Origin of the sequence: Roseateles sp. So40a (assembly GCF_048081605.1) — a bacterium.
Lineage (GTDB): Bacteria > Pseudomonadota > Gammaproteobacteria > Burkholderiales > Burkholderiaceae_C > Roseateles.
In genome coordinates this window covers 4,661,998-4,675,829 of record NZ_CP182288.1, presented here as the reverse complement: position 1 = coordinate 4,675,829, position 13,832 = coordinate 4,661,998, and the positions used below count along the sequence as shown (strand labels likewise).

The window sequence follows — 13,832 nt, the reverse complement described above, 5'->3', positions numbered from 1 at the left end:
GGGCGGGCGACGCGCCGTGCGGAAGGTGGGATGGACTGCACCGATCGGCGACAGGCCGGAGGGGCGGCGGGGTGGTGTCCGGGCCTGGACCGACGGCCAGTCGGGATCGGTCAACTGGCAGGTGTGAAGGGGTTCACGACTCGCGGGCGGGTGGTCGGCGCCGACGGACGATAGGCGCTTCACGCCCGGTGGTGCTGGAAGTGCCGGGGTCGCAAGGCGACCCAGAAAGCTCAACGCCACCCGAGGGTGGCGTCTTGCTCTGTTGCTGCTGTGGGCATCACCGGCTTGGGGACCTGCGTGCAGGTGCGGGAGTGGGATCCACAGTGCCTACGGGGCGGGAGAGTAACGAGCCGAGCCCGATGAGTCAAACCGTTCAACAACCGCTGCCGTCTCCCTTGATCACTTCGACGTCGAGTTCGACGGCGAGCGTGGCGCAGGTGCTGGATCGACTGTCGGCTGCGCGTCTCGTCCCCTATGGCGCCGCCTTCACCCCGAACTCGCCGGAGGCCAGGCTCGGGTGCTACTTGTGGGCCCAGGCGCTGAGCGCGAGCCTCCACCCGTTCGTGGGCTTGATCGAGGTGGTCCTGCGCAACGCCATCCACCAATCGCTGTCGCTGCAGGTGACCGCCCGTGCGAGCGTCTCCGCCGCCTGGTACGACCGTGCAGTTCCCGGCGCCATCGCCTTGAAGGGCAAATCGCTCGAACGCATCGAGCAGCGGTTGTGCGAAGGCACACCACCGACGCGCCGACTGATCCAACCGTCTCCCGATGCGGTCGTGTCCGGAATGTCGTTCGGGTTCTGGCCGAACCTGCTGGAAGGCCTGTCCAACCGCCACGCGCCGCGCACGTTCACCGACGTCTTCCCGCACCATCCACACTCCAAGCCGCCGTATTGGAGCCGAGAAGCCAACAAGCTGGCGGCGCTGACCCAGGTCAAGCGACTGCAGCAGCTACGGAATCGGGTCTGCCATTTCGAGCCCATCTGGAAGCCGCACGCCATCTCGCCGGGACATGGATCGCCGCGGCACTGGAGCCACGCCGTGGCAGCGTTGCGGAAGTTCCACGCCGAGATGCTGGACGTGTTGGTCTGGATCTCGCCGGAGACCGCTGCGGCCTACCGGGCCTCCTTCGGGTGGGACTGGTTCAACAAGCTCTGCACCACCCATGCCGTGAATGGATTCCTGTCGGATCACACCACCAGCGCGCGGCTGCTCTCCATGGCTGCCGCGCAACCGGTCACCGGATCCCCATGACGCCCGCCACAAACACGAAAGGCCCGCTTTCGCGGGCCTTGCGGCATCGGGTGTAAAGGATTCCCGGGGGCTTACTGCTTGATGGCCTCGACCTGGATCACGACCTTCACTTCCTTCGGGAAACCATACGCCACGCCGTAGTCGGCACCGAACGCGGTGCGGTCGAACGTCGTCTCGAAGTCGCCACCGCACACCTCGCGCTTGTTCAGCATCGGGCTCTCGTAGCAGTTGAAGTTCACCGCCTTCAGCGTCACCGGGCCGGTCTTGCCCTTCAGCGTCAGCTCGCCGTCGATCGACGCGACCTTGTCACCGGTGAAGTTGAACTTCGTGCCCACGAACTTGGCCGTCGGGAACTTCGCCGAATCGAAGATCTCGGCGCTCTTCAGGTGGCTGTCGAACTTCGAGAAGCCCGTGTCGATGCTGTTCATGTCGATGGTGATCTCGACCTTGCCGGTCTTGGCCGCCTTGTCCAGCTGCACCGTGCCTTCCTTCTTGTCGAAGCGGCCGCGGTTGGTCGAGGTGCCGAAATGCTTCATCTCGAACGTCGCGTACGTGTGCGTCGGATCGATCGCGTACGTCGCGCTTTGCGCTTGCGCCAGGCCGGCAACGGCGATCAGGGAGGCGAGCAGCAGGGCTTTCTTCATCATGGTGGGGTCCTGTCGAACAGTGGGTGAGGAAGGAACCGGGCGAGGACCCGGACCGGTTGGAGAAACTTGGGATCGGACATCGACGACCCTTACGGCCGTCGCGGTCCTCATGTCGGGTTTACAGCGGCGCCATGCCGGTGAACACCAGCTTGAACTTCACCTGCACGTCGTTGGCGACCATGGAGGTGTCCTTCCATTCGCCCTCGCCGATATTGAAGTCCAGCCGCTTGATCGCGAACGCGCCGGTCGCCGTCGTCGTGCCGCCGGCCTGCGCCAGCGCCACCGGCACCACCACGTCCTTGGCCTGGCCCTTGATCGTCAGCTTGCCGGCCGCTTCGAACTTGCCGCCGCCCAGCGCCTTGATCGACGTGCTCTGGAACGTGGCCGTCGGGATCTTCTTGACGTTGAACCACTCGGGCTTGACCAGCTCGGCGTCCGTCGCGGCATCGCCCAGCGTGGCGCTGCCCAGCTCGATCGACAGCGTCACCTTGCCCGCCGCCGCGTTCTTCGGATCGAAGGCCAGTTGGGCATCGAACTTCTTGAAGTGGCCATCCACCGGCACGCCCATCTGGCGGAAGGTGAAGGCGATGTCGCTCTGCGCCGGCACCAGCTTGGGCGCGGCCGCCGCCGTCGCCGCGGCGGGTGCGGCGGCCGGCTTGGTCTGCGCCATCGCCGGCGCGGCCAGCAGCAGGGCGGCGCTCAGCACCGACAGCGCGGTGATCGAGAGATGGGTGGCCAGTCGTGCGGTCATGAAGTCCTCTGCGGTCGTTGTTCTGAACGGGTCTGATCGGGTCTGAACTCGGGGTCAGGTCTTGTTCGGGTGCCAAGGGGCGTGCCGCTCAGGCGCGGCCCGGGAGCATGCGTCGCAGCAGCCCGTCCTTGTCGAGGACGACGTGCTTGACCACGGCGCCAAGATGGGCAAGCACCAGCAGTCCCAGCCCGTAGGCGAAGAACTGGTGCACCTGCTTGAGCGTCTCGGCGAGTTCCTTGTCCTTGGACACGAAGTCGGGCAGCGGCAGCACGCCGAACCACACGATCGGGAAACCGGCCGCCGAGCTGTAGGCCCAGCCGCTCAGCGGCACGGCGAAGAACGCCGCGTAGAGCAGCCAGTGCACCGCGTGCGCGCCCAGCTTCTGCCAGCCAGGCATCGGCAGATCCGCCGGCGGGCGATGCGTCAGGCGCCACAGCAGCCGCAGCGCCGACAGCGCCAGGATCGTCACGCCGGCCCACTTGTGCCAGTTGAAGAGCTTGAGCCGGGTCAGCGAGAACGGCAGGTCCGCCATGTACCAGCCCACCGAGAACGCGCCGATGATCGCCAGCGCCAGCACCCAATGGAACACCATGGCCACCGCGTCGTAGCGCGTCTTGACCGGCCGCGGCGCGGGCATCGGCACCGCGGCCGCCGAAGCGACCGGTGCGACCGGATCACCGAAGGCCGCGCCTTCGGCCGGCTGGGTGGGCGCGTTGAGGGGGTCGTGGGACAGGGGGTCGTGGGGGCTCATGTCGGGCTCGCGTCCTTGGGAAAGTCCTGGGGCGTCGGGATGGCGCATTCGCGATGGGAGCAAGTGTCCGCGTGGGTTCTGCCTCGTCGGTTCACCGGAACTGAGGCCACTGTTCAGTCCATTTGAATGAGAACCCCGGCGACGCTTCATAGATCCGTCATGGGCCGCATCGAGACTGGCGCCCGCTCCGACCCGGAGCGATGGCTGGGAGTCGACATGGACCTGATCGCCAAGATCGAAGCGGTGTTTCACCGCCGCGGTCATCTGCAGTACGGCGACGAGCGCCGGGAGCCCGTCACCGCGTTGGAACACGCGCTGCAATGTGCCCAGCTCGCCGAGTGGGCCCACGCGGAGCATAGCCTTGTAGCCGCTGCGTTGCTTCATGACATCGGCCAACTGATGGACGGTGCTTCCACAGCTCCTCTGCGGGATGACGAACATGAATTGACCGCGTTGCCGCTGCTGCGCGCGGGCGGTCTCGGGCCCGCGGTGCTGGAGCCCATCCGGCTGCATGTCGCCGCCAAGCGCTACCTGGTGAGCACCGACGCGGCCTATGGGCCGAGCCTGTCGGACGCGTCGCGCCACAGCCTGGCGCTGCAGGGCGGGCCGATGAACGCGGAGGAGCGCTTGCTCTTCATGGCGCATCCGCACGCGAGCGCCGCCTTGCAGCTGCGCCGCTGGGACGACCTGGCCAAGCGCCCGGGCATGCGCACGCCGCCGCTGGCGTATTACCTCGCGCTGCTGGAGGAACTGCTGCGCGAGGTGCAGGCGCCGGAGCGGGTCCGCATCGCCTGAAGGGGTGACGCATGTCCTGACTTAAATGCTCCGTATGGCCCGAAAGTTCCATGCCATCGAGGGATTCCCACTTGAGGGGGATATCGGCGACTGACTTCGATTTGCATACTGGGCACCGATCGCGCGCTGCCTGGACCTCAGCGTTGTGATCAAGGGGAGGAGTGCTATGCCGACCTACCAAAACCTCGTTGGAGGTGGCGGTGGTCGGCATAGTTTTATCCGCGATGCGCTTTTTAGCCTTTCTGGCGATTTGGTGACGTCAGCCGCTGCGGCTTTTCGCGCTTCGACGCGGTGCCCGCGATCCTGGGGCGGGATGCCTAGGGACGGCACTTGGGCGGTGGGGATCCGCAAGATATATTGCCGCCCCATAACAAGCTTTACACAACCCATGCATCTCCCCTCGCGGCAGCGGCCAGGCGCTGTCCCCTCCGGCCATGGCGGGTGAGCGCAGCGCCGAGCAGTCGAGCGTCGAGCTCGAACTGCTGCGCCTGATCGGCAAGCAGGGCCGCCGCGTCCCGTACCCGGTGAGCATCGCGGCGCTGATGATGGCGGTGATGGCGGCGCAGGTGATGTCGCCGTGGCTGGCCTACGGCTGGCTGGTGGCGGTCTTCGCGGTGCTGGGCCTGCGGTGGGCCGTGCTGGGCCGGCTGCCCGAGATGCATCACCGGCCGCTCGAGCAGCGCCTGGACTGGGCGGTCTGGCTGAGCCTGGCCAACGGGATGGTCTTCAGCGCCTCGCTCGTGGCCGCGCCGCACCTCAGCGACTTCCAGCGCATGGTGCAGACCATCGTGCTGCTGGGCCTGTGCGCCGGCGCCGTGGCCACGACGGCCGGACACCGCGTGGTCTTCCAGGTCTTCCTCTGGCCGGTGACCGTGGCCAACGCGCTGGCCTGGGGCCTGTTCCACCAGGCCGGCGATCACCGCTGGCTGGACTGGGTCCTGGCCGTGCTGATCGTCTTCTTCGGCCTGATCCTGACCGGCCTGGCGCGGGACACCTATCGCGTCTTCGCCGAGTCCGTGCTGATCCGGCTGCAGCAGAACAAGAGCAACCAGCAGCTGCGCCAGGCGTTGTCGCAGGCGGAATCGGCGATGGCAGCGAAGACGCGATTCCTCGCCTCTGCCAGCCATGACCTGCGCCAGCCGATGCACACGCTGTCGCTGTTCGGCGCGGCGCTGGACAAGCGCCCGATGGACGATGAGGGCCGCGTCATCGTCACGCAGATGAACCTGGCGTTGCAGTCGCTGTCGTCGCAGATGGACGCGCTGCTGGACATCTCCAAGCTGGACGCCAACGTGGTGCCGGTCAACAACCAGGTCTTCGCGCTGCAGCCCTGGCTCGCGCGGCTGCAACGCGAGTTCCAGCCCGCCGCGCTGCGCAAGCAGCTGCTGCTGCGCCTGGACTGCCCGCCCGAGGCCTGCGTCGAGAGCGACCCGGTGCTGCTGGAGCGCGTGGTCCGCAACCTGATCGACAACGCCATCAAGTACACGATGCGCGGCGAGGTCGCCATCGAGGTCAACCGCGGCCAGGACGAGGAAGTCTGGCGCCTGTCGGTGCGCGACACCGGCATGGGCATTCCCGAGCACGAGCAGCAGCGCATCTTCGAGGAGTTCTATCAGGTCGGGAATCCCGAGCGCGACCGCGCCAAGGGCCTGGGCCTGGGGCTGTCGATCGTCACGCGACTGGTGGACCTGCTGGACCTGCACCTGGGGCTGCGCTCGGCGCCGGGACATGGGTCGAGCTTCATGCTCAACGTGACGGCGGCGGACATCGCGCAGGTGCTGCCCGGCGCGACGCCGCAGCACGGACCGCGCCTGCCGCCGATGCGCGTGCTGGTCATCGACGACGAGGAACCGGTGCGCATCGCCATGCATGCGCTGCTCACCGCGCATGGCTGCCAGGTCCTGCTGGCCGGCAGCACGCGCGAGGGCCTGCTCAAGAGCATGGGTCAGCAGCCCGATCTGCTGCTGACCGATTTCCGCCTGCGCGGCGGCGAGGACGGCATCAGCGCCGTGCGCTCGCTGCGCAGCGCGTTCCCGGGACTGCCGGCGCTCATCGTCAGCGGCGACACGGCGCCCGAGCGCCTGCGGGAGGCCCACGAGGCCGGCCTGACGCTGCTGCACAAGCCGGTGACCGAGGAACTGCTCATCAACGCCATGCAGGCCGCGCTGGCCGAATATCGGAGGGAGGGTGCCGATGTCTCGCCCGTACGAGGAGGCGCCGCCAGCCCCGTCTGAGGCCGACGCCACGTCATCGGCGCGGCCCTTGGGCACGCGCTGGTTGTCGCGTCCGCTGGAGGACTGGATGGCCGCGCGCCTGGCCGTGCCCGCGCCCGGGCCGGCGGTGGTGGATGTGCTCGTCGTCGGCAGCGGCTACGGCGGCGCCGCCGCGGCGCACGCGCTCGCCGGCCGGCGGGACGCGGACGGCCGACTCATCGACGTCGTCGTGCTCGAGCGCGGCCGCGAATACCTGCCCGGCGCCTTCCCCAGCCGCTTCGCCGATCTGCCGGGCCATGTGCGGCTCACCACCTCGGGCGGCTCCGCGCCGACGGGCCGCCGCGAGGGGCTCTTCGACCTGCGCCTCGGGCCGGATGTCTGCGTCGCGCTGGCCAACGGGCTGGGCGGCGGCTCGCTGATCAACGCGGGCGTGATGGAGCGGCCCGACCCCGCGGTGTTCCGCGAGCCTGGCTGGCCGCAGGTCTTCCTCGACGAGGACCTGAGCCCGTGGTTCGAGCGCGCCGAACGCCTGCTGGGCGTGCGCGACGACGCGGGCGACAACACCATCGAGCGGCTGCGCGCGACGCGGCCCGCGTTCCAGACGCGGCGGCTGGAGGCGCTGCGCGCGCTGGATGGCTCGAACGCGCGCGCGGCGCGGATCCAGGTCGCGATGGACGATCGTCCGCGCGGCGCGGCCGACTGGGCGCATCAGGCCTGCATCGCTTGCGGCGACTGCGCCACCGGGTGCAATCACGAGGCCAAGCAGTCGCTGGACACCGGCCTGCTGCTGCAGGCCTGGCGCCAGGGCGCGGAGCTGGTCTGCGGCGCCAGCGTCGAGGACCTCGAGCCCGTGCCCGGCGTGGGCTGGCGCGTGCGGATGCAACACACCGACGAGCTGCTGCGCGATCGCCAGGGCGAGCCCTTCGAGGTGATCGCGAAACGCGTGGTGCTGGCCGCGGGCACGCTGGGCTCGACGGAGATCCTGATGCGCTCGCGTGAGCGCGGGCTCGGGGTGTCGCGGATGCTGGGGCAGGCCTTCTCGGCCAACGGCGACGTGATCGCGGTCGGCCATGAATGGCCGCGCGCGCTGCACGCGGTGGCGGACGAGGACCAGGCGCCGGCGGCGCGTCAGGTTGGCCCGACGATCACCGGCCTGCTGACCGCGGGCAGCGACCACGTCGTGCAGGACATGGCGATTCCCGGGGCCTTGCGTCCGCTGTTCGAGGAGAGCTTCGCGTTCGCCGCGACGCTCGACGGCCTGGCGCGCGCCAACGGCGGGCCGCACGAGGAAGGCGCGGACTTCGATGATCCCTTCGCGGTGCGGCCCTCGGTGACCGAGCGCCAGTTGCCGATGGCGATCATCGGGCGCGACAGCGGCACCGGGCGGCTCACGCGGCGCGCCGGTTTCGAGGAGGCCGGCGGGCTGCAGGTCGACTGGCCGGGCCTGCGCGACGAGCCCGCGATCGCGCGGCGCCACGAGGCGCTGGAACGCCGGCTGGCAGGGCAGGGCGCCCGGCTGCTGCGCAATCCGCTGTGGCAGCTGTTGCCGCCGGAGATGGCCTTCCTGACGGGCGACGCGCGCGGACCGATGGTCAGCGTGCATCCGCTGGGCGGCTGCGCGATGGGCGATCGCGGCACCGACGGGGTCGTGGATGACCTCGGGCGCGTGTTCGCCGGCGATGGCGCCGCAGTGCATGAGGGGCTGGTCGTGCTCGACGGCGCGATCGTGCCGGGCTCGCTCGCGATCAATCCGGCGCTGACGATCAGCGCGCTCGCGCAACGGGCGCTCGATCGGCTGATCGTCGCGTGGGGCCTGGGCGACGCGCCGCTCGTCGCGCGGCGGCGCGAGCCGACGCGGCCGGTGTTCCGTCGGCCCGCGTCGGAGATCGCAACGGCGGCATCGACGACGACATCGGCATCGGCATCGACGGCTGCATCGGCGTCGTCGTCTGCCGGGACAGCCACGACGCCCACCGTCATCGAAGTGCGCGAGCGCCTGGGCGGTTTCGTGCGCTGGCCCGGCGCGTCGGGCTCGCCGGTGAAGTACCTCGAGCTGTGCGTCACCTACCGGCCCAAGGCCTTGCAGGAGCTGCTGCGTCCGGGCGCGGAGCGACGACTCGAGGTCGCGCCCGGCAGCCGCCTGCGCGTCTTCGAGGCGCGCGAGAAACGTCCCGGTCGTTACGAGGTCGTCGGACCGGAACCCGGCGATGGCCGCCTGTGGTCGCATGAGGAGCGCGGCGACGAGCACGCGCTCTTCACCGTGCCGCTGGCCGAGGGCGAGCTCACGCTCTTCCAGCGCGAGACCTCGGGCCCACTGCGGCGCCACCTGCGCGGACTGTGGGCCTGGGCGATCAACCGCGGCGTGCGGGACTCGTGGCAGGGCCTGATCGACTGGGCCGGGAATCGCAGCGCGCCGCGGCTGCCCGGCGCGCCCAAGGCCGGCCTGCGCGCACGCGCGGTCAACGCCTGGCACCTCGCGGGCCATGCTGGCGAGGCGCGCTTGATGACCTACCGCGTGCGGTTGCGCGATGACATCGAGGTCCCGCCATGGGCGGTCGGTCTGCGCGGATCGCAGCTCGAGGGCCGCAAGCGCATCAGCTACACGCGGCGCGGCAATCCGTGGACGCAGCTCAGCCGGCTGGTGCTGACGCCGGTGGCCGGCATGGCGCCGCCGCCGGGCGCGCGCGAGATCGCGCTGACGCTGGATCTGCACCATCTCGCCCGCGAGCGCATGCCGCTGCTGCGGGTGCGTCAGGCGCAGGACATTCCGTCGGCGGTGCGCGACCTCGGCGCGCTGATGGCCTACATCGCGCGCATGACGGTGGGGCTGCACGCATGGACCTTCCGCAAGCCCGACGAGGCGCCGCCGCGGCGCATCTCGCGCCTGCCGGGCGCCGTGCCCGGCCTGCCCGAGCCGGTGGTGATCGAGATGGCCGCGGGCTGCTGGGGCGATGCCGGCCGGCAGCGCCAGGACCTGGACCGCACGCCGTGCGACGACGATGCCCAGCCCGTGCTGATCCGCCTGACGCGTTACGGGCGGCCCGGCGGCGAGCCGGTGCTCATGATCCATGGCTACAGCGCCAGCGGCACGACCTTCGCGCACCACTCGGTGCGGCCGGGGCCGGCCAAGCTGCTCTGGGACGCGGGTTACGACGTCTGGATCGTGGACATGCGCACCAGCGCCGGCCTGCCGACCGCGAAGCTGCCGTGGACCTTCGAGGAGTCCGCGTTCAACGACATCCCGCTGGCGATCGACCGCGTGCTGCGCGAGACGGGCCGCGAGCGGCTGCACGTCTTCGCGCACTGCATGGGCTCGGTGATGCTGCACATGGCGCTGCTGGAGCCGCGCGAGCAACCGTGGGAGCGCTTCTACGCGCTGCGCGCGGGGCTCAAGGACCGGATCTCCAAGCTGGTGATCTCGCAGGTCACGCCGATCATGGTGATGTCGCCGACCAACAGCCTGCGCGGCGTGCTGATGCAATACGTGCGGCCCTACCTGCCGATGGGCGATTTCTCGTTCCGGCCCGAAGGACCACCCGCGCTGTTCGATCAGCTGCTCGACCGATTGCTGGCGAGCCTGCCCTATCCGGACGAGGAATTCGATCTGGAGAACCCGCCGCCGTGGCCGCCCTGGCGCATGAAGCGCACGCCCTGGACGGCGACGCGCCACCGCATGGACCTGCTCTACGGCCGCGACTTCGCGATCGGCAATGTCGCGCCGGCGGTGTTCGACTTCATCGATGACCACTTCGGACCGCTGAACATGGACACCGTGGCGCAGGCCATCCATTTCGCGCGCTGCCACGAGATCACCGACTGGCAGGGCGCGAGCGTGTACCTCGACAGCCTGGCCAAGAGCCTGGCGCTGCTCAAGGCCTTCCCGGTGATGTCGCTGCACGGCGAGGACAACGGCCTGTGCAGCGCCGACAGCGCGGAGCTGCTCAAGGACTATTACGACCAGGCGGCCCCGGGGCGTTATCGCTATCGCGTGATCGCGGGCCATGGCCATCAGGACTGCCTGATCGGCCGCCATGTCGCGACGCAGGTGTTCCCGCATGTGCTGGCCTTCCTGGCCGAGGAGGACCCGGCATGAACGCCGTCGCCAGAAGATGGTCGATCCGCGCGGCGCAGCGGGCCGCCGTCAACGCCTTGCTGATCGGCGCGCAGGCGCCTGGACATCGCGTGGAGCACGCAGCGCCGGAGCATGGCCGCGTGCCGCTGCTGAGCGCCTTGCGGCCGGAGCGCGGTTGGCCGCATTGGCTGGTGTGGGTGCCGATGCGCTGGCGCGGTGACTGGGCCTATGAGCGGTTGTCGCTGCCGTGGCGGCTCGAGGACTTCGTGCCGCCGGGGCAGGGACAACCGGGTGCGCCGTGGCGCTTCTCGATGCCGGTGGAGGCCTTCCCGGCGCCCGCGATCGTGGCGGGGGAATCGCTGTTGCCCGGGCCTGAACCCGATGACGAGCGCTTCCCGGGCATGCCGCGCGATGTCGAGATGAACGGGCTGCTGCTGGTCGCGCTGTATCTGGAACCGCGCGCGCTGGCGATGGAGGGCGAGCACTACGGCGTGATGCATCGGCTGGGCGAGGACGAGTTGCGCCTGCAGGTGGAGGGCGCGCTCGATCAGTTGCTGAGCGAGCCGGCACATCGTTGGGCGCATGGCTTCGTGCCCTCGCCGGACGAGCGCGATGCATCAGCTGCATCGGCGCGGACCGAGGCGTCGGCCGAGGAGGGCGTCTGCTTCGCGCTCGCCGCGTGCCAGTACCCGCCGGGCATGCTCGATGTGAGCCCGGGTTGGGAGCTCGATGCGTCGCAGGCGGGGCCGGCGCTGGCCGCGATGGCGCGGCTGCATCGATTCACGCGGTCAACGGCGCGCGGGCGGGATTGCTCGCTGGTGCTCTTCGCGGGCGATCAGATCTATGCCGACGCGAGCGGCGGCATGGCCGATTCGCGCAGCGGCGTCGAGCGCTACGCGCGCGGCTACGGCGAGTTCAAGGGCGGACCGGCGCGGCTGTTGCCGCCGACCGTGGCGCGCGTGGTGCATGCGGCCGATGACCACGAGATCGTCGACAACTGGGAGCCGAGCCCGGGCGCGAGCCACGGAGGCCTGGGCCCGTGGTTCGAGGTCGCACGCCAGGCCGCGTGGGATCACCGCTGGGAAGCGGGGCCGCGCGTGGGCGGCCCGCATCTGCTGTGGCACGACTTCGCGTGGCACGGCGCATCGTTCTTCATCGCCGATGCGCGCTGCGAGCGCGAGGCGCGGCGGGTCGCGAACTGGTCGAGCGCGCGCATGTGGTCGACGGCCCAGCGCGACGCGTTCGGCGACTGGCTCGCGCGCAGCGCCGGGCGGCCGCGCTTTGTGATGAGCGGCTCCTTGCCGCTGCCGCGCAAGCGCATGACCGCGGAGCACGCGTCGAGCTGCCTGCGGTCGGACGCATGGGACGGGTATCCGCACAGCCTGCACGAGCTGCTCGGTGCGGTGTGGCGACATCGCGCGTCGGGCCTGGTGTTCCTGTCGGGCGACGAGCATCGGTCGGGTTGGGTGAGCGCGAAGATCTCGCGTGTCGATGGCGATCCGGCGCGGGACGTGGCACGGGATGTGGTGCGGGTGCATTCGGTGCACAGCTCGGCGCTGTATGCGCCGTGGCCGTTCGCGATCACGGCGGCCGAGGAGCTGGCCGCGCCGGACGTGTTCGAGTTCGACGGCCCCGATGGCGAGCGGCTGCGGTGCGTGGTGAGCGAATGGACCGATCGCCCGGGTGACGGCTTCACCGTGCTGCGTGTGCGCGGCGACGAGATCGAGCTCTGGTTCGATCGCGCCGGCCCCGAGGCGGAGGCGCCGGATGGGGTGTTGGCGTGTGTCGCGTGCGACACTGCCCCATGAACGAAATCGAGCTGCGTTTCCAGATCCCCGAATCGCGATGGCCGGAGGTGCGGCAGTGGGTCGCGGGCAGCGGCGCCTCGACCGCGACGCAGGAACGCCTGCAGGCCGCCTACTTCGATACCCCCGATCGCGATCTCGCGCGCGCCGGATTCGCGCTGCGCCTGCGACGCGAGGGCGAGGTCTGGGTCCAGACCCTCAAGGGCGCCGCACCCGACGGCATGACCCGGCTCGAGCACAACGTGCCGCTCGGCGCCGACACCCCCACCCTCGATGTCACCCGCCACGCCACGCATCCCGCCGGCCTGGCCCTCCAGACGCTGCTCGACACGCTGCCGGCCGATGCGCTGCAGGCGCTCTTCCGCACCGACATCACGCGCCTCTCGCGTGCGATGGAGACGCCGTTCGGTGTCGTCGAGCTCGCGCTCGATCACGGCGCGTTGCTCGCTGGTGACGGCGATGCGTCGCGCTCGACGCCGGTGGCGGAACTCGAGATCGAGCTCAAGGATGGCGAGCCGCGCGCGGTGCTCGAGGTCGCCCGCGAATGGGCCATCCAGCACTTCGGCCTCTCCCTGGAGCTGCGCACCAAGGCACTGCGCGGCGACCTGCTCGCGCGCGAAGTGGCCGTCGCGCCGGTGGCCCCGGCCTCCGCGTTGCGCTGGCGTGCCGACCTCACGCCCGACCAGGCCCTGCGCGCGCTGCTGCGCGCCAGCATCGAACCCGTGATCGGCAACGCGTCGCAGATCGTCGCCGGCCGGCATCTGCCCGAGCACCTGCATCAGATGCGCGTCGGCCTGCGCCGCCTGCGCGCGGGTCTGCTGCTGCTCGCGGGAGACGACGATCACGCGTTGCTCGCGCTCGCGGCCGGCGCGGGTCAGCTGTCGCGACAGCTCACCGTCGCCCGCGATGCCGATGCCCAGGCCGAAGCGCCGTGGCAGAAGGCGCTGCGCAAGGCCTGGCGCGCCGAGCGGCCCTCCGCCGATGTCGAGCCGCCGTCCACGCCCCGCGTCGATGTCGCCGCGCTGCTGCTCACGCGCGAGACGCAGGGCTGGTTGCTCGCGCTCATCGGGTGGCTCGCGCGTCCGAAGCCGGACACCGCGCAGGCGGACCTCGGCCACGTCCATGCCCGCATCGATGCCTGGCGCGCGGAACTGGACGGGCAGATCAAGCGCTTCGAGCGGCTCGACGCCGAGGGCCGCCATCACCTGCGCCGGCGCCTGCGTCGCCTCAGGCTCGCGATGGAGCTCGCCATCGCGGTGCCTGACGCGCAATCCGGCAGCGAGGGCGCGAAGGTGTCCAGGAAGGTCTCGGAAGCACGTGGGCATCGCCTCGCGCGGGTGCACGCCGCGGCGCAGCAGCTGGGCGCGCTCAACGATCTGGAAGTGGGCCTGACGCAGGCGCGCGAGCGGTTGGCGCTGGCGATCGCGGCATCGGACGTGAGCGCCGCCGCGCAGGCGGGCTTCGCGATCGGCTGGTTGAGGCCGCGTCAGCAACGGGCCCTGGCCAAGGCGGCCAAGCTCGTCGCGGCGCTCAGGAAGGGTTGAC

9 protein-coding genes are annotated in these 13,832 nt (G+C 70.3%); 6 read left to right on the top strand and 3 right to left on the bottom strand.

The window, feature by feature from the left end; translation table 11 throughout:
- Window positions 1-359 precede the first annotated feature (359 nt).
- A complete protein-coding gene (locus ACNI65_RS21270) occupies window positions 360-1,253 on the top strand; it encodes a hypothetical protein (RefSeq protein WP_416759205.1) in 894 nt (297 codons plus the stop codon).
- Window positions 1,254-1,324: 71 nt separating this feature from the next.
- Here the strand turns inward: ACNI65_RS21270 and ACNI65_RS21265 are convergent, their stop codons facing one another.
- The 3 genes from ACNI65_RS21265 to ACNI65_RS21255 form a co-directional block, all read right to left on the bottom strand.
- Window positions 1,325-1,897, bottom strand: a complete 573-nt coding sequence (locus ACNI65_RS21265) for a YceI family protein (RefSeq protein WP_416763677.1) — start codon at window positions 1,895-1,897, stop codon at window positions 1,325-1,327.
- 121 nt (window positions 1,898-2,018) lie between these two features.
- Window positions 2,019-2,570 carry a YceI family protein gene (locus ACNI65_RS21260; protein WP_416763676.1) on the bottom strand — a complete coding sequence of 184 codons (552 nt, stop codon included), beginning with the start codon at window positions 2,568-2,570 and terminating at the stop codon, window positions 2,019-2,021.
- 169 nt (window positions 2,571-2,739) lie between these two features.
- The gene (locus ACNI65_RS21255) at window positions 2,740-3,288 is read right to left on the bottom strand and encodes a cytochrome b (RefSeq protein WP_416763675.1); all 549 of its coding nucleotides are present in this window, start codon (window positions 3,286-3,288) and stop codon (window positions 2,740-2,742) included.
- Window positions 3,289-3,618: 330 nt separating this feature from the next.
- On the opposite strand from ACNI65_RS21255, the gene ACNI65_RS21250 reads away from it, so the two are divergent.
- From ACNI65_RS21250 to ACNI65_RS21230, 5 genes are all read left to right on the top strand, one after another.
- On the top strand, window positions 3,619-4,197 hold the full coding sequence (locus ACNI65_RS21250) for an HD domain-containing protein (protein WP_416759204.1): 579 nt from the start codon (window positions 3,619-3,621) through the stop codon (window positions 4,195-4,197).
- 434 nt (window positions 4,198-4,631) lie between these two features.
- Window positions 4,632-6,431: an ATP-binding protein gene (locus tag ACNI65_RS21245; RefSeq protein WP_416759203.1), complete on the top strand. Its 1,800-nt coding sequence runs from the start codon at window positions 4,632-4,634 to the stop codon at window positions 6,429-6,431.
- A complete protein-coding gene (locus ACNI65_RS21240) occupies window positions 6,391-10,503 on the top strand; it encodes an alpha/beta fold hydrolase (protein ID WP_416759201.1) in 4,113 nt (1,370 codons plus the stop codon). The genes ACNI65_RS21245 and ACNI65_RS21240 overlap by 41 nt, the downstream gene beginning before the upstream one ends.
- Window positions 10,500-12,290, top strand: coding sequence for an alkaline phosphatase D family protein (locus tag ACNI65_RS21235; RefSeq protein WP_416759199.1), 1,791 nt, complete (start codon window positions 10,500-10,502; stop codon window positions 12,288-12,290). Before ACNI65_RS21240 ends, ACNI65_RS21235 begins: the two co-directional genes overlap by 4 nt.
- Complete coding sequence (locus ACNI65_RS21230) at window positions 12,287-13,831, top strand: inorganic triphosphatase (RefSeq protein ID WP_416759197.1); 1,545 nt, start codon at window positions 12,287-12,289, stop codon at window positions 13,829-13,831. The genes ACNI65_RS21235 and ACNI65_RS21230 overlap by 4 nt, the downstream gene beginning before the upstream one ends.
- Window position 13,832 lies beyond the last annotated feature (1 nt).

Bases quoted from the DNA above. Each gene is read 5' to 3' on its own strand.
- ACNI65_RS21230 (WP_416759197.1), top strand. From the start codon at position 12,287: ATGAACGAAATCGAGCTGCGTTTCCAGATCCCCGAATCGCGATGGCCG.
- ACNI65_RS21245 (WP_416759203.1), top strand. From the start codon at position 4,632: ATGGCGGGTGAGCGCAGCGCCGAGCAGTCGAGCGTCGAGCTCGAACTG.
- ACNI65_RS21250 (WP_416759204.1), top strand. From the start codon at position 3,619: ATGGACCTGATCGCCAAGATCGAAGCGGTGTTTCACCGCCGCGGTCAT.
- ACNI65_RS21265 (WP_416763677.1), bottom strand. From the start codon at position 1,897: ATGAAGAAAGCCCTGCTGCTCGCCTCCCTGATCGCCGTTGCCGGCCTG.
- ACNI65_RS21260 (WP_416763676.1), bottom strand. From the start codon at position 2,570: ATGGCGCAGACCAAGCCGGCCGCCGCACCCGCCGCGGCGACGGCGGCG.
- ACNI65_RS21240 (WP_416759201.1), top strand. From the start codon at position 6,391: ATGTCTCGCCCGTACGAGGAGGCGCCGCCAGCCCCGTCTGAGGCCGAC.
- ACNI65_RS21235 (WP_416759199.1), top strand. From the start codon at position 10,500: ATGAACGCCGTCGCCAGAAGATGGTCGATCCGCGCGGCGCAGCGGGCC.
- ACNI65_RS21270 (WP_416759205.1), top strand. From the start codon at position 360: ATGAGTCAAACCGTTCAACAACCGCTGCCGTCTCCCTTGATCACTTCG.
- ACNI65_RS21255 (WP_416763675.1), bottom strand. From the start codon at position 3,288: ATGCCCGCGCCGCGGCCGGTCAAGACGCGCTACGACGCGGTGGCCATG.